Source organism: Streptomyces sp. NPDC001137 (genome assembly GCF_040298885.1).
GTDB lineage: Bacteria > Actinomycetota > Actinomycetes > Streptomycetales > Streptomycetaceae > Streptomyces.
The window spans coordinates 53,875-73,360 of sequence record NZ_JBEPBA010000038.1; the positions used below are offsets into that span (position 1 = coordinate 53,875).

The following is a 19,486-nucleotide window of genomic DNA, read 5'->3' on the forward strand; positions in this document are numbered from 1 at the left end:
CCGAGCCAACTCCCGGTACAGGTCGACCGCCTCGGTGATCGCGGCCAGGGCGTCTTCCCTCCGGCCCGTCTCTCCCAGACGGTTGGACAGATTGTTCAAACCTCTGGCGAGGTCGGGGCGGTAGACGTCAGGCTGCTGCCGAGCCAACTCCTGGTACAGGTCGACCGCCTCGGTGATCGCGGCCAGGGCGTCTTCCCTCCGGCCCGTCTCTCCCAGACGGTTGGACAGATTGTTGAGAGTTGTAGCGAGGTTGGGGAGATGGGCTGGGTTCTGCCGTACCAACTCCCGGTGTATCTCCACGGCCTCCGAGATCGCCGAGAGGGCTTCCGCACGCCGACCCACGTCGCCCAACCGGACTGAGAGGTTGTTCAGGAATCTGGCGAGGTCCTGGCGGTGGGCCTGCGGCCGCGGACCCTGCAGGTCCCGGTACACCCCCACCGACTCGGTGATGGCCGCAAGTGCCTCCTCACGCCTGCCCGCTTCGCCCAACCGGTTGGACAACTCGTACAGCAGCGAGGCGAGGTGAAGACGGTGGGCGTCGGGGTCCTGTCGAGCCAACTCCCGATACTCCGCCACCGTCTCGGTGATCTCGACGAGAGTGTCCTCGGGTCGAACGTCGGCCAGTTCGTCGGAAACCCGCGTGAAGACCTCGGCCAGCTCGTCGGCCGTCGGCCTGGCAGAGGGATTGGGGTCCAGGCACCTCCACAACGCGTCGGCGATCGGCGTGTCGATCCCCGACTCCTCCAGCGCCCGGCGGAGTGCTGCATCCGCTTCGAGGTCCGTCCACCGGCCGGTGGCGCAGGCGAGGAGTAGGGCTCCCACGGAGTACATGTCGCTCTCCCTGGTCGGCCCCGCGATGTCGTCCGGCGCCTGGAAACAGGTCTCGCTGCGAAGGAACAGGTGGAGGTGGTCGCTGTGCTCACCGTCTCGTGTCGCCGTCATCCAGCCGATCAGCCAAACGTCGTGGTCGGTGACCAGCACGGTCTTCGGTACGAGAGCGCCGTGCACCAGATTGAGGCTGTGCGCGCGGCTCACCGCACGGGCCAGGTCACGTCCAACACGCCGGAAGAGAGCGCTGGCCGGGCTTCTTCGCTCCTTGAAGATGGCACGCAAGTTCGGTGCGGGGCCGGAGCCCTTGTCGTCATCGCGGCGACGGAGATAGGCGGAGGCCAGCCAGGGGCGATGTCCGGTGTCGTCCGCATGGAACTCCAACAACCGCGGCGCGTGAATGCCGTCCATACGGGCCAGGCAGTCCGCCTCGGTGAGGATGAGCTCCCTGCCCTGGCTCAACGACAAGGAGTACAGCGGCGCGGGTGCTCGTACCGTCACGGTCTCGCCCGCTTCGTCCAGGGCCAGATACATGACGATGTCGAGCCATCCGCGGTCGCTGCGGGCGAAGAGCCGGTATGGGCCGAGGCGGCGGGCGTCTTTCGGCCAGAGCGGCGACCAGCCTGGTGGCACGTCGGGGGTCTGGATTTCCGGTGTCCCGGACGTGCCGCTGAGGCCGTCGGCCGCCGACTCCGGCAGCTGCGCCGGCGAGGTGGCCGTCGGTGCGGGGCTCGTCCGCGGTACTCCCAGTCGCCGCAGCAACCGATCCTTCAGCCAGCCGAACGACCGGCCGGCCTCCCCGATCACGGCGGATCCGTCGGGGTGGCTGACCCAGGCAGGGAAGTCCGGGGAACGACCAGCGGTGGCCTCCAGGAGGTCGGCGACGGCCCGGGTGGTGCGCAGCAGCTCCTGGGGAGGGATAGCGCCGAGAAGGATCCGGCGGGCTTCTTCGGTGAAGTCGAAGAGCTGGTGATGAGGGAGGCGGGTCAGCTTGTCGGCGTTTACCTGGCGCATCAGGCCGCCCAGGAAGACTTCGACAATGTGTCCGTGGTCCGTGGGTGCTCCCAGTGCTCCCTGGATCAGTCGCATCACCGGTGGAGTAAGAGGCGCCACGGCTGCCAGATGGCCCGCGAGGCGGTATGCCTCGGGTGAAGCGGCGTCGCGGAAGCGCAGGACGGCCTGCGCGTCGTTGACGTGGCGGGTATCGGCGAAGGGGCGGCCCTTGGGAGACTCACCGTTGTGCCACACAGGAAGCAGTGTGGTGGCGCCGGGTGAGGCGACCAGCCGGGCCCAGTCGGCAATGGCGGTGGGCGAGGGTTCGAGGACGGGTACCGGCACGGAGTTGAAGCGGACCAGGTCAGGGGGCAGCACCGGGTCGTTGAGGTGCCAGGTGGTGGTTGGGCCGCCGCGGCGGTGGCTGGTGACCTGCCACTGCTGTGCCGTGATCCCGGTGCTCGCCCAAAGACGGGTGGGCAGTGCGTGGATGATGGCGGTGGGGCCTCGGCGTGCCCAGAAGTCCATCGCTTCGCGCATCCGGCCGTCCCACCAGGCTTCGCCGACGCCATCGCTGACAACGAGAACGAGCGTGTCTCCGGCGGGGTCGCTCACGCTCGCGGGCGATTGGTAGGGGCCCCTTCCCTGGAAGGGGCGGGCGCTCAGGAGCGGGGCCTGGGGGCTGCGGGTGTCGAGTCCGTGGACACGCACGTCACGAAACGCTCCCGCGCGCTCCATGAGGGTGCGTACTTCGACGGCGAGGCGTTGCCAGAGAACCATGGAGACGCCGTCGTCGACCACGAGGACGAGGGAGAGCCAGCGGGTTCTGGTGGGGCGGGTGACGATTTCCGGCAGACCGGTCTCGGCCATGGCGGCCACGGTGCGCCTGATGTCGAGTTCGTGGCGGCGGCGGTCGGGGAAGCGCTGCCGCAGCGGACGGAGTGATTTGCCGAGCCGGAGCTCCTGGGCACTGAGGGCGCGGCTGTCCGGAGCCCGGACCGCGAACGCCCTGTGAGGGGAAAGGTCCCGCAGCCCGCTCTCGTTCGTCTCCGGCGCGGCGTGCATCGGACGGTCGGGCTGAGGATCCTCCGGTGGCGCCGGGGCCGGCCCGTCGGCGGCTGAGGCGGAGTCCTGTGGGGTGGGCGACGGACTCCGGTGACCGGGGTCGGGCCGCCCTGGGCGTGAAGCGGGCACACCTGTCCGGGCCAGCGGGGCGACGTCCCGGGGCAGGCTGGCGGCGAGCCACAGGGTGTCGAGAAGCTCCTCGTCGGAGAGGTCCACCCCGCTGCCAGCCATGACATCTCTCAGGCGCCGGATCATGTCCCTACACGGCTCCGCCGAGTTGGTGCAAAACGGCGTCGAGCAGGGATCCCGCGTCGAGGTTGACGCCCCCCTTGCGCAGGAAGACCGCGTTGAGGAGCTGGTCGGTGGCGAGTTCGCCGGGGGCGCGGCGGCTGAGGAACTCCTCCAGCAGGTCGTCGACGTCTCCCAGCGCGTCCGGGCCGAGGTGTGCGCCAATGATGTCCCGCAGACGGTGTTCGTCGGGCTCGGGGAGGTCGAGACGCACGCAGCGCCTGAGGAAGGCGGGTGGGAAGTCGCGTTCGCCGTTGCTGGTAATGACCACGACGGGGAACTCCCTGCAGCGGACGCGGCCCCGCAGGACGGGTGCGGGGGAGTCCGGGTCGTCGGTCTGGACGTGCACCGGAGTGTGGTCCTCGGGCAGGCGGGTGAGTTCCGGAATGTCGAACTCGCCTTCCTCGAAGACCGCGAGCAGGTCGTTGGGCAGGTCCACGTCGCCTTTGTCGAGTTCGTCGATCAGCAGCACCCTGGGGCGTTCCTGGGGAACCAGAGCGTTGCCCAGAGGACCGAGGCGAACGTATTGGCCGATGCCTGGTTCCGGGTCGCCCGAGTCGCGGCGCAGACCGGCCTCACGCAGCCGGCCGACGGCGTCGTACTGGTAGAGAGCGTCCTGCAGGGTAGAACGGCTGTTGACCGGCCAGCGCAGGACACGGCCGAGGGCGAGCTCGTGCGAGATGGCGTGCGCGAGGGAGGATTTGCCCGTCCCGGGGTGGCCGGTCACCAGCAGAGGCCGGCGCAGGTGGAGGGCCGCGTTGACGACGTCGACCTCGTCGCTGCCGATGAGGTAGGGCCGGGGACGGGAGGCGTTGCCACCCGGTGACGGTTCGTCCGGGTCGAACCGGCGCCACGGCGGGGCCGGAGGGAACGCGATCTCGCGGGAGTCCCCATCGCCGCGGAACAGCCGCCAGGCGCTGTCGGGTGGCGCGGGACGGTGGCCGGGCCCGGGCTCTGTCGTCGTCATGAGGCGTGAGTTCCTTTCCTGGGGTCCCTCAGTTGCAGCGACTGCGACTCCGGGCGGCGGTCTTCCTCCCACACCAGAGCAGGGCGGGGCAGGCTCGCCTCCTCGGACTCGAAGACCTCGCCCCGGAACCGACGGACGCGCTCGGGGAGGCCGGCCAGCGGGCCGGTGGGGTCCAGCCCCTGCAGCCTCGCGGCGTCCTCGTAGCAGTCGGCCTCGCGGTCCCAGAGGACCACCGGGACACCCAGCGCAAGACAGACTTGGAGCAGTTGCGTCCGTTGGTCGCGGGGGCCGTGGAGGATCACCCCTGCGGCGTCCCGGTGACTGTCCTGGAGCAGTCGGGTGAGCCGCCGCGGACTGGCGCAGTTCTGGTCGGCGACCAGCGGCATCTGGTCACCGCTCGCCCAGCGGCGTCGCTGCTCACGGTCACGGCCACGCGCGAAGTCGCTCATCTCGGGGCAGCTCAGCGTCAGGCGGAACTCCGCCCCGAGGGGCTGTTCGGGAATGAATTCGTTGGGTGCTCCCGGATTCCACTCGTCCACGGCCAGGTGGAGTCCCTGCCGGTCGACCAGTACCGTCACCCAGGGCACATGGTGCTCCTGGCCGGGTTCGTCGGCCGCGCACTCCACCGCCTCACGCAGATAACGAGCTGCTTCCTCCGGTGTCTTCGACATGGTCTCAGGCTCGCGCAGCACGGTGTGTGTGCCGTCCTTGCGGGCGAGGAGGACCCGGCAGACATACCGCTCGTCGGGGGCGTCGTGATCGACGGTGAGCTCCAGCACCACGCGTGCCACCGGCGACGTTTGCCGGGCCGCCCACTGACGGGCGTCGGCACGCCGCTCGTTGAGGGCGGTCGGGTGGATGCCGGTCCGGCCGGCCACCCGGGCGGACCACTGACGCAGCGCGGAGGCGTTCTCGCCTGCGACGGCCGCCGCCACGTACTCGGTCAGCCGCAGCAGGGCCGGCACTGGCGGAGTTCCGTCCGGTACATGTTCGCTGTCGGTTATCGCCTCCAACCCGTCGACGACCTGTTCGAGGCCGTCGACCGGCAGATGGGTACGGGAGAGCGGCTCGGGCAGACAGGTGTAGCGCAGGGCCTCGCGTGCGGCCCGTGGCAGCAGCGCGGGATGTTCCTTGCAGATGCCGCGCAGCAGGTCAACAAGGCACTCGTGCTCTTCCAGGGACAGCAGGGAGCCGAATCCGACGGCTCGCGCGTGGGAGAGGAGAGAGGTCAGCCGGGTGCGGTCGTCCTCGTCGTTGATCGTCTCGGCCAGCGTGCCGCTGAGGGAGGCAAGGGCCCGGGGATGTGCCGCGGCCAGGGCCACGAGGTCGGGCAGGGACGGCGCGTAGTCGTCGGGGACCCGCATGCCCAGCTGGTCGGCGAGCGCACGGGCATGGGCCGAGCAGGCGCCCGGGGCGCCGAGTATCGGCCACAGCGACCGCTCGATGTCCTTCTCGGTCTGCGTGCGTTCGGCCGCTGGCGGGGCCTTAGGCAGGGGCGCGTCGATCTCGACGAGCCGGGGCGGGCCGTCGGCGTACCGTCGCAGGAGGACGTCGAAGTCGCTGTCCTGCGCGAAGGCTCCGGCTGGGCAGGCGAGCAGACGGCGGTTTCCGTACGACTGACAGTCCTGGACGACCACTCCGACGACGTAGTCCTCGCAGAAGACCGCCGCTCCCGATGCCCCTCCCCAGGGTTTGCGGCCGTCGTCACGAGGGTCGGGCGCCGGCTTCTGGTCGAGAACGTAGAGGCCTCGGGAGTCTGAGGACAGCGGGGCCAGCTCTCCTCGCAGGTGCTCGACGCCGCGACCTTCGTCCGCGTTGGCCAAGGGGAAGCCGAGCCCCTCATATCGCAGCGGGGTTTTGCCGACGGGACGGCCCCAGCGGACGGATCCCGGCATGTCCACCTGGTCGCGAAGACTGAGAAGCGCGACGTCCAGGCCCTGCGGATGCGTCCAGAGGACATCTGCCCTGGTGCGCACGACGCCGCCTTTGCCGGGATGCCCCACCCACACGTGGATCTCCGGCCAGTGGGAGCCGCTGTCCTTGTCAGCGAGCACATGGCGGGCAGTGAGTACGAGACGCGGAGCGATCAGATAGCCGGAGCCGGTGGTGCGGCGCTGTCGCGCCGTCCCGCCGCGGATCAGCGCCAGTCTGCGCGGATCCATCTCACTCCTCGTCCCAGGACCCGGTTTCGTCGTCGCTGATATCGGGACTGGTCCCGCCAGCGGCACGATCTCGGACCGACAGCGTCAGCGTCAGTTTGTGGGTCCGGACCGTGGAGTGCTCCCCGCTTATGCCCACGGTCGCGACGCCGAAGGAGAGCTTGCCGTCGCCCTTGCCGCTGTCGCGCAGCTCCAACAGCAGTTCCAGCTGGGCCTCTTCGACGCCGAACGCGAACTGCTGGCCGGAGCCCAGGGCCTGCGCCTGGTACAACTCCTGCCGCAACTCCTCAATGGCCGCGGCTAGCCCGACACTCGGCATCCCCACTCCCGGCGCCCCCGTTACTCTTCTGGCAACACATGCCCTGATGCCTCGTCACGTTACCGCTTCCGCGAGGTTCCGAGGGCGGAAGGAGATGGTCTGCCTCCATGCCACCGCGACACAGGAAACCCGCCGATCAGCCGAGGCAGCCGGGCGGGTCCTCTCCTCGAGAGCTCCAGAACATCCTCTGGAAGGCTGCCGACAAGCTCCGCGGTCTCATCGACGCCGCAGAGTACAAGGAAACCGTCCTCGGCCTGATCTTTCTCAAGTACGTCTCCGACGTGATCGAAGAGCATCGCCTAGCGCTGGAGCAGCGGTTACTCGCAGCCGGGATCGACGACGACCTCCGTAGGTTTTTCGTCGACGAAAGGGCCTCGTACACCAACACCCATGCCGTCTGGGTCCCCACAACGGCCCGCTGGGCGGCGATCACCCGCAACGCGCGGCCCCAGGGCCTCGGCAAGCAAATCGACGACGCCATGGACGCGATCATGCGGGAGAATGCCTCCCTGATCGGTGCCCTGCCAAAGGTCTTCAACCGGCTCGGCAACGACGAGCAACTGGCCGATCTCGTCGACCTCATCGGCGACGCTCGCTTCGGCGACGCCGAGACCAACCGGGCACATGACATACCGGCAGATGTGTTCGAGTACTTCCTACACAATTTTGCGGTTTTGGAGGGCAGGAAAGGCGGAGAGTTTTACACACCGTCCTCGGTCACCCGTCTGGTCGTGGAGCTCCTGGAGCCGTACGAGGGGCGCGTATACGACCCGGTGTGCGGTTCGGGCGGCATGCTGGTCCAGGCAAGCAGGTTCGTCGAGACCTACCGGGGCCGCGACCACCGCGCCGACATCACGGTTCACGGCCAGGAGATGAACGAACGGACCTGGCGCCTGGCCAAGATGAACCTCGCCATCCATAACATCGACGGCGACCTCGGCCTGTGTTGGGAGGACACCCTCGCTTACGACGTGCACCCGGACCTCAAGGCTGACTTCGTGCTGGCCCAGCCGCCGTTCAACATCAAGAACTGGGCGCGAAACGAGAGCGATCCCCGATGGACGTACGGAGTTCCCCCGCGTAACAACGCCAACTACGCATGGCTCCAGCACGCGATCTCCAAGCTGGGCGAGCGGGGAACGGCTGGCGTCCTATTGGCGAACGGTTCCCTGTTCTCCCAGTCGCGTGGCGAGGTCGACATCAGACGGGCGCTGATCGAAAGCGACCAGGTCGCCTGCATCGTGGCGCTGCCGCCACAACTGTTCCGTTCGACATCCATTCCTGCCTGCCTCTGGGTGCTGGCTAGGAACAAGTCGTCACAGGGGTCCGCCGGCCTCGAAGAGCGCAGAGGCCAGATCCTCTTCATCGACGCCCGCCGACTCGGCGTGATGGCCGATCGCACCTCGCGAGTACTGGACACCGCGGACACGGCCAGTATTGTCGACGCCTACCGCGCGTGGCGCGGCACGGCCTCCGCCCGCCAGTCCAATTTGAGCTACCGGGACGAGCCCGGCTTCTGTCTCTCGGTAGATCTCGCGACAGTGCGCGAACATGGGTACGTGCTGACGCCAGGGCGGTACGTGAGTACAGGGCCCGACGAGGATGAGGACCTAGAGACCGGCCCTGAGAAGCACACGGCGTTGACGAAGGATTTGTACGGCCTGTTCGACTAAGAACTCCTAACGGAATGACTCACAAGGCATCGTCGGGCCCTGGGGCAGTGGGCAGCAGACAGGTGCAAGGATGCTGTCGTGTTGGATGCGATCAACGCGGTGGACTGGAGTGCCATACCGGGCCATCCCGACTGGTATGAACCGGCTCGTGCCGCCCGCGGTCTGCGCGCGCTGGCGGATGCAGCGAACCTGGTGGAGGCGGCTGAGGCCAGTTCGCTGCTTGGCGGCGGCGGAATCGGCCATGGCCACAGTGCCGCGGTGTTTCCTGCGGCCGCGGTCGCGACCCCTCTGCTCCTGGACATCGCGCAGCAGGGTCACCCGGCGGCGCGGGACGCCGCGTTGGGGCTGGTCGATGAGGCCCTGTCGTCCTATCCTCACGGCGAGTACACGCGGGTGACGACGTCCTACGGCACAGCAGTCCCGATCTGCTGCGCTATCGCCCATCAGTTGCGAGCTCGCTCAGCTCTCCTTGCTGGACTGGGCAAGCGGGGCAGGGCACTGCTTGCCGATGCGGCCGAGCACTGGCGTTTCGAGATCCGAGAGTGCGTCGCCGACAGCAATGACATGGCAGCCTTCGGGGCTCTGGCCGGCTGTTTCCCGAGCGGCGTGCACGCGGCGGAACTACACGTCGGCGGCGAGATCGCCGTGCTGGATGAGGTTGCCCTCGAATACCCACCCGTGGACGGCTCTGCTGAAGCGTGCCTGCGGGTGACGGGACGGCGTCCAGCCGAACTGCCGCCCGGCGCCGCCCTGTTACCAGCAGAGTGCGGTGAACGCGTGCACTGACCAGCCTCTACAGTTCACGGCCCATGCGGTACAGGGGCCGTCTGCCGTCGTGGGGTGAGACGCCTCCAGCAGATGAGTGCGCATCCCAAGGTGAGGAATGCTTCGTGGATGTCGTCGCGTATCTCCCAGCGAATCCGTAAGCGGCGGAACCAGTGCAGGTGCGCGAAGGCGCGTTCCACGACCCAGCGTTGGGTGCCCAGACCGGAGCCGTGTTCGGTGCCGCGGCGGGCGATCAGTGGTTTCACGCCGAGGTCCCAGACCAGGCGGCGGTACTTGTCATGGTCGTAGCCGCGGTCCGCGAGGACCGCGTCCGGGCGGCGCCGGGGCCGGCGGCGCTTGCCCCGCACCGGCGGCACGGCCTGGAGCAGGGGGATCAACTGGGTGACGTCGTTGCGGTTGCCGCCGGTCAGGGTGGCGGCGAGCGGGATGCCCGTGGCGTCGGTGATCAGGTGATGCTTGCTGCCCGTCCTGCCCCGGTCAACGGGGCTTCGTCCGGTCTTGGAGCCCGCGCGGATGTGGGAGCCGTCGACGGCCGCCCGGGAGAAGTCCAGGGCGTTCGCGCTGCGGAGCTTGGCGAGGAGGATCTCGTGCAGCCGGGACCACACGCCGGCCTCGGTCCACTCGGCCAGGCGCCGCCAGCAGGTCATCCCCGACCCGAAGCCGAGTTCCTGCGGCAGGTGTTCCCAGGAGATCCCGGTGTGCAGCACGAACAGGATGCCCTGGAACACCAGCCGGTCCGGACGCCGCTTGCGCCCAGGATGCCGGGTCCGGCGCTCGACCTTGGGCAGCAGCGGCTCTATCACCGCCCACAGCTCGTCGTCGACTTCCCACGGCTTCGGACGAGCCATCCCGCACCCCCGGATCATTGGTCCCGGAGTGATCCAACCACCTCGAAGATCATTTCGTTAGGAGTTCTAAGGCTTGTCTGTAACGCTGAGGCAGGCGGCTGAGGGAGTGAGAGGCTCGCTGCCTATCCTCGTGTTGTGCTGCTGCCTCGGGATCCGTCGAACGTCACCCATGTCCTGGAGACAGCTTTTCCGCCCCGTCTTGCCGGTGATGTGCAGAGCGTCCTGGCAGTCATGCCGGACGCCAGGCTCGCGCCGGTGGAGCCCTTTCGAGGTTGAGGTGCAAGGCGGGACCGTCGTCATCCCCTCGCGCATCTACAACGAGGAGTCGGGCGACGACTTGGAGCGGACACTGACCGGAACCCAACAGGTGATTTTGCATTGCCTGTACTCCCGGCACAGTGACGGCCGGGTCCGCCAGCGTCACCTCGAACAGATCGTGGCGTCAATGGAGCCATGGGTGGTCCCATTCGTCGTGCAGTTGGGGGGCGAGTACGTGCTGGAGATCCTTGACGCGATCGGGCGGGGACTTGCTGGCCTCGCTGTCCCGGGCTCGTCCCAGCGCAGGCTCTATGGGGAATTCATCGCGCGGAATCCAGCTGTCGACGGTCACGGAATACGTGAACGTCTACACGGCTCCCCAAGCCGATGTTGTAGCTGTATGGTCACGGCACGTACGGGTGCAGGAACTGTACGTATGGGGCTGGGCAGCGCGGTTCGAGGGGGGTGGTCGGGATCGTTTTACCGACTGCGGGTCAGACGGCGGTGCGGATGTTGTTCATCCTTGACCGTTTGGGGGATAGGTGCGAGGCCGGCGAGGGCGTCCCGGAGTCGGCGGTTCGGGTGATCAATGCGGAGCGCAAGCTGCAGAAGCTCGACTTCCTGGTACGCAACCCGGATTACCTGGCGAATGTGATCATCTCTGGGTGCGAGGAGGGACGGCTGCCGCGTGAGCGGTTGCTGGATGCGCGGGCGGTGTTGGAAGAGCGGGAGCCGGCACTGCACACCTACCGGATGCTGCGGGGTCGGCATGGGGCGTTCGAGCAGCTTAATAACGCGCTCAGTGTGCTGCGGCATCTGGAGCTGATCGCGATCCGGCGGTCCGGGCGGACGTCGGACGAGTACGTCCGGCGCCGTGACTACTACCTGCTGGAGGCGGGAGCGGCGCAGGCGGAGCGGATGCGCGCCGCGGAGCCGTTGCTGGCCTGGTACGACCAGCAGACCGCCTACGTCGCGATGGCGGCGCAGGGAATGTCGGGGGGCCAGCTGAAGGCGTTGCAGTACGGGCATGACGAGTACGCCGACACCCCGGAGCGCCAGCTGATCGGCGGCATCACGACCCGGGTGCGGGAACGTCTAGCGGCGGCACTGGCACGGGAGGGACTCGCAGCGTGAGCGACGACATCGAAGACGTGGAAGACGACGCTGCCGGGCCTGTCGAGGCATGGCTGGAGGAGGTCGCCGCGCGCTCCGGGCAACCCGCCGACGTGGTGCGCGAAGTTCTGACAGAACACGGCGTGCGGGCGCACACGGCCCTGCCCCGTCCTCACCGACTCCAGGTGACCGAAGTGGAGTTCGAAGGCACACGCCCCGTGCCGGACGGCGACGAGAAGGCGGATCCCGCCGGGGTGCCGTTCCGCTTCCATTGGAAGCCGGGGCCCGGAGTGTGGTGCCTGGCCTCTACGGGCAAGAACGAGGCCGGCAAGTCCAGCGTCCTTGAGATCGTCTTATGGTGCCTGCGGGGCCGCAGCGGCCTCCAGCGCGACGTACGCAGCTGGCTGCACCGCGTGCGCACCCAGTTCCTCCTGGACGACGAGTCGCTCGTGGTGGAGATGACGGTGACCGACGGCGTCCCGGCCGGCACCGTGGCCTCGCAGCAGACCGGGGTAGTGCTGGTGTCCTTCGACGGCGTGAAGGCGTTCGAGGAGTCGATGGACGCCTTCATGATGGAACGCCTCGGACTGGAACCACTGCGCACCCAGCAAAAGCCGCGCGGGGAGGTCGAAGCGCTGCCGGTCACCGGCGAGCTGTCCTGGCCCTCCTACGCCAGCGGCCTGCACATCAACCGCAAGGGCCTCGGCCAGCTACTGGGCAACGAGTCGAAGAACGCTCTGCCGACCCGGCTGCTGGAACTCTTCCTCGGAGCCCCCTGGGCGTCCACGATGGTTTCCGCCGCCGTGGCCCAGAAGGTGGTGGCGGCCCAGTTGTCCGCCGCCCGGCAGCGGGCCACCGCCGACGCCGAAGCCCGCCGCGCCCAGCTGGGAGAACTCAGCCGCAAACTGGACACCGAACGCGCCCGCTTGGACGCGCTGCCCGGGCAACAGCAGGCCGTCGGCGATCTCACCGCCGCCTACCGGGCGCTGGCCGACGCCACCCAGGAAGCAGCCGACGCGCAACGGGAACTGGCCGCGGCCCGCTCACGGCACGACCTGCTCGAGGAGCAGCGCTACAGCCTCGCCTCGGCCCTGCAGGCCGCCCAGGAGGCGGTCCTGGCCAAAGCGTTCTTCCACACGCTGATGCCGACCGTCTGCCCCCGCTGCGACACGAAGGTTTCCAAGGAGCAGTGGGCCAAGGAACAAGAGGGACAGTGCTCCCTGTGTACTTCACACCTGCCCGCATCGGCCCACCAGGCCGGCGTCGCAGACCATGAGGACGAGGGCGTGGACCCGGAGAGCCTGCGCCAGGAACTCGCCGGCGTGCAGCAGGCAGTGGAGGAGGCCGCCAGCGGCCTGGGAGCATCCCAGCGGCGGGCCATCCACTCGGCCGAAGCCTTCACGCAGGCCGAAACCGCACTGAACAGCGCCCTGCGCGATCCCGGTATCGCCGAGCGCCGCGCCGCGGAACTGGCCGTGGCCCGCCTGGAGGGAGCGGTCTCCGAACGCAAAGGCCGCTTCGCCGCCCTCGACGCCGCCGTCGACATCACCCCCCTCGAACAGGCCAACGACGTTCTCAAAGCCGCCGAGAAGACCGCACACGCCCGCCGCACCGCGGCACTCAAGGAAGTCCTCAAGGCCATCCAGAAGGACATCGTCACCATGGGCCGCGCCCTTGGCCTGGAGATGCTCCAGCGCGTCGAACTGGGCACCGGAGCCACCCTGGACGTGTGGAAAGGCGGCCAGAAGCACTCCTACGGATCCGTGACCGAAGGCGAACAACTACGACTGAAGATCGTCACCACGACCGCTCTGCTGCGGCACGGCATCCGCAGCGGCGTCGGTCGGCACCCCGGACTGCTGATCATCGACTCTCCGGGAGCCGAAGAAGTCGACAGCACCGACCTGCAACTCATGGTGCAGGACCTGGTGAAACTCACCGACATGGCACCCGAGCTGCAAGTCATCATCGCCACCGCCCGCGGCCAGGACGTCGCCTCCATCATCCCCACGGGCCAGCTACGACTTGCCCCCGCCGGGGAGCGCCTGTGGTGACCGCACCGACCCGACAAGACCCCTGCGCCCAGCTCCAGGCACCCAGCTAGAACCCTACGTCCCTACACCACTCCGGCGGCCGGAAGGAGGCAACCGATGCCCGCCCTCGCAGGCGACCCTCTGCAGCCGCTCAGGGACGCCCGCCGCACCGGCACGCCCCTGCCCACCCTGGCCGACCTCGGCGGCCCAGCCCTGCTGACCGACGCCCGAGACCTGCTGCTGGACCACGACGACTTGCCCGTCCTGCTGAGCCTCGTATGTGACGACACCGCCGTGCTCGACAGCCAGCATGGCCAGGACTTCCTCCTCGCCGCGGCCGAAACCGACGACCCACTCCTCCTCGAAGACGTCGTCGCAACCCTCCTCACACACCCCGACGCAGTCCCCACGCTGGGCGAGGACCTGGCCGACGTGTGGCTCGATGCCAGCCGTACCCGGCTCGACCTACTCGGCGGCATCGCCCTGGAAGCCTGCGCCCGCCTCGTCCTCGCGGATGCTGCCAAGCCGTACGGACTGCAGGACCGACTCCGCCGGATGCGCAGAGAACTGCCCCGCATCGACGACGACTTCGCCATCCGCGCCGTCCGCGTCGCCGGCGCGCTCGCCGAACACTTCCCATCCCCCGAGATCTCCCACCTCCTCGAGGAGTTCCTCAACCACGACGACGTCGCCGACGACGCCGTCTTCGAACTCGGCATGCTCACCCTCCGCCAAGCCCTCACCGCAGACACCCTCGACCACGCCCGCCCCCTGCTGCTCAAGGCCCGCCAGTACCTGCGCGACGCCTACTGCGACGAAGAGCGCCCCGACGCCGCCGCATTCGGCGCCGCCCTCGACGCTGTCCTCACCTACAGCTCAGGCGGCACCGTCTCCGCAGACACCCTCCGCCAACTCCAGGACGCGATCCTCGACATCCGCCTGAACCTGCTCCGCCTGCCACCCGGCTGGCGCACCCCCCGCCTGGACACCCTCAACGCCTGGCAACGCCTGCTGGACACCCTCAACCGGGCACAGGCAGCCGACCAACCCGGCGCCTGGCTGCACGCCGCCGCCGTCATCAGCGACCTGGTCGCCGTCTACGCCTCTCACCGCAGCCTGGACCTGCTCACCTCCACCGATGGGACCCTGGCCACCAGCACCTCCAGCCCACCACCCGCCTCCGCCGGACTACACACCGTCCTGGCCCCGCGCGTCGAACAAACCCTGCTTGCACACGAGCGCGGACTAGCCCTGCTCGACCAGTGGCTCGACGAACTGAGCGCCGCGCAGGACACCGACCAGGACCCCACGACACCCATCGTCCGCGAACAGGCCGCCGCCCTCCGCGAGGCACTGATCGCCGGAAGGGGTGACCCCCGCCCAAAATCTGAACGCCCGGCGGCCGCGCTCGCCGGGCTTCCCCTCCACCCAGCCGACACCGACCGCCTGACCGTCTTCCTCGCCTCAGCCCCCGAACTCACCGAACGCCTGGCAGCAATGTGGGAAGCACGGCAAGCCCAAGAGCCCGTTGACGAGATCCCCGCCATCGCCACCGCCTACCGAACAGTCCGCGCCGAGCTCCGCCAACAGTGCCCCGACGGCTACACCGGCCAGTTCGCCGCCGACATCGACCGCATGCTGCTGTACCTCCTGCGCTTCTTGGACCTGCGGCTGAACGAAACCCAGAAGTTCGGCGGCGATGCCCGCAAGTACCTACGGCAGCTCAAGAAGGGCGAAGAGAAGCCGCTTGAGAAGGAACTCGGCCGGGACCTGCGCGACTTCCTGCGCGGGCAGGGCCTGCGCGTCGACCTGGAAGTCAGCAACGTAGGAGCCGGCCGCGTCGATATCGCCTGGCGCCCTCACGACGAACTCATCACCCTCGAACTCAAACGGGACTGGAAGACCCCCACCTGGGACGCCTACGCCAACGCCTTCCTGGACCAGGCCATCTCCTATCAGGTCAACGGGCCGCCCGTGAACTTCCTCGTGGTCCTCGACCTCACCGACAAACCCAAGGGTCTGGCCGCAGTGCCAGCCTGCGTCCACGTCCGCACCGTCCCCGGGCCCGCCGGCGATCCCCGCCCCCGCACCGTGATCATGCTGCGCATCCAGGGCAACAAGCGTGACCCGTATGGCCTGTAGTCGAACGGATATAGCGGTCAGCCAGATCGGCGTAGGCAGCCGCAGTTGCTTCAATCAAACGCCATCGGAACCGTCCTGCTCACCTGCGCGCCCCCCGAGCCGCTGAACCCCGACCGCCGGGGCTCTGCGCAACCTGCGCGCGGAGACGCCGGGGCTCGACGAGGGAGTAAGCGTCCTGAGCCGGAACGACGTGTCGTCCTGTGCTACCTGGGCAGCCGCCGGCATGGTGGGGTGGCAGCTCTGACCTCATGGAGTGCGCTGTTTGAGCGGATTGGCTTGGAGTAGTGGCAGCCATTGCGAGGGGAGAGCTTCTTCGATCTGGAAGATCTCCGCGAGTTCGGCGGGCGACAGCGCGGTGATGGTGCGGGCGCGGGCTGTGTGCCAGGCCCGGACGAGGCGGTCGAAGATTGTCAGTACTGCGGGCGGGCGTACAAGGTACAGGTGGTCTGCGGCGATCATGTGTGCGGCGGGCAGCACCTTCGGCTTGGGGGACATGAGCAGGGTGATCGATCCGCTGGGGGCAGACGCTTCGCGTTCGGCTTCGGTGTAGCTGAGGTGGCCTTGGGCCTGGCGGACGTTTTCTGCGCTTACCTCGCCGGTGGGGGTGGCTTCGCTCTTGGCTTCCCAGATGATCCAGCGGGCGTCGCCGAAGATCCACACGGCGTCGGGGGACGCGGGTTTGAGGGTGTCGTCCTCGGCGTAGCTTTCCGAGGCGCCAGCGAGGGTGCCGAGGCTGACCAGTCCGGCTTCATAGGCTGTGAACTCGGTGTCGGCGAGGCCGGTGCGAGCCTCAGCGATGGCGTGCTCGAAGTCGTTGGCGCGGTGGAGTTCGGTGCGGGCCATGATGCCGCGCATGGCGGCCTCGTCGAGGGGGTTGAGTTCGCCGAGAGCGGGTGCGTGGGCGTTGTCGCTGGGGGCGACGAGGTGGGCGAGGAAGTTGGTGGTCTGTCCCTTTCGCTGGAGGTCGCGGTAGTAGCGGGCGCCAGTTTCGCGGTGGGAGAGTTCGTCAGTCTGGCGGGCGAGGCGTTCGGCGATGCTGTAGCCGAGGTAGTTCCACAGGGCCGCGTAGCGCTGCGGAGTGCGCTGGCCGGTGAGCTGGTCGAGGACGCGCTGGACGGCAGTCAGGGCCCAGTCCAGCTGGTTGTTCCAGAGAGCCTCCCAGGCCGCTACTTCGAAGCGGGCTGCCTTGCGCAGTTCACCAGCGCTCGGGGCCACGGTGCGCGTGTACGTCTCGCGGTCGGCGACGATGTCGCTGTCGACGTCTGCCCAGTCCTGGCCGTGCTCCCGGAATACGGCAAGGTTGTCGAGCATCTCGCTGGAAGAGGTGCCCAGGCTGTTGCGCCGTCCGAACTCAACTTCGGCGCGGACCTCAGGATGCAGGGAGGCCTGAACGTCGAGGCCGGACAGGTAGGAAGTCAGAGACCGGCCCAGGACGACGACGGCCGCCCAGTCCTTGTTGTTGCGGGTCGCACGGCCCGAGCCCTGCACGATGCGAGCGCGGATGCGCTCCTGGAGCACCTCCAAGGCGCCAAGGGATTCATGCAGGAACCGTTCCTGCAGGTCTCCCTTGGCGGGCAGACCGGCCAGGACGACCAGGCGGCAGTCGTCATCGGGCAGATCGATGCCGTCGTAGCGGTTGCTGAGAAGCAGGACCGCCTGTTCCATGGCGGTGAATGTGGTGAGGTCGTCCTCGACGTCGCTAGCCTTCAAGACGGGGCATGTCTTCGGTAGGTAGGCCGCAGCGAAGGAGTCCGCGGTACGACCATCGGGGGTCAGAACGACGGCCCTGCCTGCGGTGTCTATGATGCCGGATACGAACGCGGGCACGCTTTTCGGAGCTGCCGATAGGTCGTTGGTGAGTTCGGGGAAGAGGAAGAACCGTCGCCCCGTGCCTTCCCTCTCCCATCCCTTGGGGACTGGAATCCGGGCGATCTTCTTGCGTCCGAAGGAGCGCTCCAGTTCACCGCCGTCACCGAGGGTGGCACTCATGTAGATGCGTCGGGCAGGGTCGCTGAAGGGCCGGTGCTGCATCGTCGGCGGTATCAGCGGCCGGATGAGGATCTGTCCGTAGGAGACGTATACCAAGCAGCGATCGAGGTGCCCCTGCAGAAGCCTCCAGACATACGTGGCACTCGTGCTCAGCTTCCCTGCGCCGGCAGCCGCCCCGACTACCCGTTCCAGAGGCACGCCCTGTTCAGCGACACCGATCGGCGAGGCAAGGTACACGTACGACGCCTGAGAGTTGTCCGGATCGGGGGCACGCAGCCGGGTACACACCAGGGGATCCAACGCCGACTCGATCACTGAGAGCACGTCAAGGTAGGCGCTCTCCGCGGACGCTCGAGATATGCCCAAACTCCACGGGCTGGCGACGTACCCCTCGGCCGCGTGTGCGTCGTCCAGGACCAGCATGTCGGCGTCGCCGAGGGCAGGGTTCGAGTTGAAGACGTGACTGTAGACGCTGACGGCGATGGCCTCGCCCGCCTCATACTGTGCCTGATGAGCCTGATTCCACGTTTTCACGGAATTGATGAGCAGGACATTCGGGATGCCGTATTCGTCGAATTTCGCTGCGGTCTGGCGGGCCAACTGCCGGGTGGGGCACAGATAGGCAACTCGCTCACGATGTTTCCTACGCCGGTATTCACCAATCAGGCCACCCACGAGCGTCTTTCCAGCACCCGTCGGCAGCTCGATCGCCACGTCGGGCTCGTCCGACATGTTCTGATGCCAGTCACGGAGAACATCTTGCTGATGGCCCCACACTGCTGCGGGACCACGATTGGTGACGGCCAGAGTCCGGTACAACTCCTCCGGATCCTTGGGCATGGCGGCATCAGCAGACTTACGCTTGAAAGCCAAGATCTACTCCGTTCCCCCCGCTGCGCCTCGAACTGGCGCAGCGTCAACCCATCTGCGTCTCTTCGGGAGGAGCCCCGCCTCACCGAAGAGATATCGGAACACTATCCCTACTGCTGTTGTTAGCCAACGGCGTGGAGCGTGCCCCGATGTGCCGCAACGGCTTTTTTCTGTTCCTCGCGGGCGCGACGTTTCCGCGCCAGCTGGTCCTGGGTACATCTTCACGGCTTCGTAGTACCGCTCAACGAAGTCGCGGGCGTTGAGGCGTTCCGCGGACTCCATGTCGGCAATGGTCGCGGCGCAGTCGGCGTGGGTGAGGTAGCCAGCCAGCATGGCGTCGAGCTGGTAGACGCCGTTGCGCTGCTTCCTAACAACTGCACCAACTCGAGGTGCTGGAGCGCGACGGTCACAGCGGGCCGGCTGATGTCGAGTCGCTGTGTCGTAGTGATAGCACCGAAGGCGCGTGTCTTGTTCTCTGCCGCAGGCGTGCAGGCGCCGTCCACACGGCTGGCTTGGATCGCCGTCGGGCCTGAGGTGCTCACCCTCTGTGGTGCCGGTTGCATGGTTGTGACCGGCGTATTCGACTGATCCCGGAGACCGCCTCTGTGCAGGTAGCCCGGTCGGTACCCTCCGCGGACGAAGCGGGCGGGGCCCGGACCGCAGTGACTGTCTGTCAGAGCAGATCACCCGCCAGGCGGTCGATGCTGAATGTGGGGCAGCCCTGCCGGCAATCGCCGACCTCCGCTGGTGCGCCGAACCGCGAGCGGTCCTCTGTATTGAGCCTGAGCTCTGGTTTCGACTTGCCCGATAGCTTTGAGTGGCGTACCGTTTCACGAACTACAAACGAATAGCAAGGAATTGAGCGGTGATTAGATTTTGACTTGACCAGGATCATGATCTTTCTTCGGAATAAAACGGGATTAGGGGAGGCAGATAGAATGAAAACTGAAACATCGTCAATTCTGCCTGAGGATCTGCCAGTCCAGCGGGACCCCCCTAGGCGCGCTGTTTGGAATTCGCGGAGCGAATTCCTGGCTGAATTGCGGAGCAATTCAGCTGACCGTCACGGAGTGGCGGTCCGTCAACTTCCTTGCGGAGCAAGGAAGTTCCCGTCGCGTAGCGACGGCGCGTCGTGTCTGCGGAGCAGACCGCGCG

Annotated in this window: 12 protein-coding genes; 5 read left to right on the forward strand and 7 right to left on the reverse strand. The window is 67.7% G+C overall.

All coding sequences use genetic code 11. From position 1 onward, the window contains the following. From ABT254_RS43280 to ABT254_RS43295, 4 genes are all read right to left on the reverse strand, one after another. The coding region (locus ABT254_RS43280; protein WP_351483203.1) for an SAV_2336 N-terminal domain-related protein at positions 1-3,117 on the reverse strand (3,117 nt) is incomplete at its 3' end. A gap of 28 nt (positions 3,118-3,145) precedes the next feature. Beyond that, positions 3,146-4,141 (reverse strand): AAA family ATPase, encoded by a 996-nt coding sequence (locus tag ABT254_RS43285; RefSeq protein WP_351483204.1) that lies wholly within the window; start codon positions 4,139-4,141, stop codon positions 3,146-3,148. Next, the gene (locus ABT254_RS43290) at positions 4,138-6,303 is read right to left on the reverse strand and encodes a VMAP-C domain-containing protein (protein WP_351483205.1); all 2,166 of its coding nucleotides are present in this window, start codon (positions 6,301-6,303) and stop codon (positions 4,138-4,140) included. The genes ABT254_RS43285 and ABT254_RS43290 overlap by 4 nt, the downstream gene beginning before the upstream one ends. A gap of 1 nt (position 6,304) precedes the next feature. Further along, complete coding sequence (locus ABT254_RS43295; RefSeq protein WP_351483206.1) at positions 6,305-6,619, reverse strand: trypco2 family protein; 315 nt, start codon at positions 6,617-6,619, stop codon at positions 6,305-6,307. 107 nt (positions 6,620-6,726) lie between these two features. On the opposite strand from ABT254_RS43295, the gene ABT254_RS43300 reads away from it, so the two are divergent. Continuing rightward, the gene (locus ABT254_RS43300; protein ID WP_351483207.1) at positions 6,727-8,292 is read left to right on the forward strand and encodes a type I restriction-modification system subunit M; all 1,566 of its coding nucleotides are present in this window, start codon (positions 6,727-6,729) and stop codon (positions 8,290-8,292) included. Positions 8,293-8,370: 78 nt separating this feature from the next. After that, positions 8,371-9,078: a hypothetical protein gene (locus ABT254_RS43305; protein WP_351483208.1), complete on the forward strand. Its 708-nt coding sequence runs from the start codon at positions 8,371-8,373 to the stop codon at positions 9,076-9,078. Between the two features lie 14 nt (positions 9,079-9,092). Here the strand turns inward: ABT254_RS43305 and ABT254_RS43310 are convergent, their stop codons facing one another. Beyond that, positions 9,093-9,926, reverse strand: a complete 834-nt coding sequence (locus ABT254_RS43310) for an IS5 family transposase (RefSeq protein ID WP_351483209.1) — start codon at positions 9,924-9,926, stop codon at positions 9,093-9,095. A gap of 789 nt (positions 9,927-10,715) precedes the next feature. Between ABT254_RS43310 and ABT254_RS43315 the strand changes: the two genes are divergently transcribed. The 3 genes from ABT254_RS43315 (at position 10,716) to ABT254_RS43325 (ending at position 15,472) form a co-directional block, all read left to right on the forward strand. Further along, positions 10,716-11,318, forward strand: a complete 603-nt coding sequence (locus ABT254_RS43315) for a hypothetical protein (RefSeq protein ID WP_351483210.1) — start codon at positions 10,716-10,718, stop codon at positions 11,316-11,318. Further along, entirely contained in the window at positions 11,315-13,351 is a 2,037-nt protein-coding gene (locus tag ABT254_RS43320; RefSeq protein ID WP_351483211.1) for a coiled-coil domain-containing protein, read from the forward strand. The genes ABT254_RS43315 and ABT254_RS43320 overlap by 4 nt, the downstream gene beginning before the upstream one ends. A gap of 96 nt (positions 13,352-13,447) precedes the next feature. Continuing rightward, positions 13,448-15,472, forward strand: coding sequence for a hypothetical protein (locus tag ABT254_RS43325; RefSeq protein ID WP_351483212.1), 2,025 nt, complete (start codon positions 13,448-13,450; stop codon positions 15,470-15,472). Between the two features lie 246 nt (positions 15,473-15,718). On the opposite strand, the gene ABT254_RS43330 is transcribed toward ABT254_RS43325, so the two are convergent. Together ABT254_RS43330 and ABT254_RS43335 are read right to left on the reverse strand one after the other, a co-directional pair. Beyond that, entirely contained in the window at positions 15,719-18,334 is a 2,616-nt protein-coding gene (locus tag ABT254_RS43330) for a DEAD/DEAH box helicase family protein (protein ID WP_351483213.1), read from the reverse strand. Between the two features lie 670 nt (positions 18,335-19,004). Then, the gene (locus tag ABT254_RS43335) at positions 19,005-19,226 is read right to left on the reverse strand and encodes a hypothetical protein (RefSeq protein WP_351483214.1); all 222 of its coding nucleotides are present in this window, start codon (positions 19,224-19,226) and stop codon (positions 19,005-19,007) included. Positions 19,227-19,486: the final 260 nt, after the last annotated feature.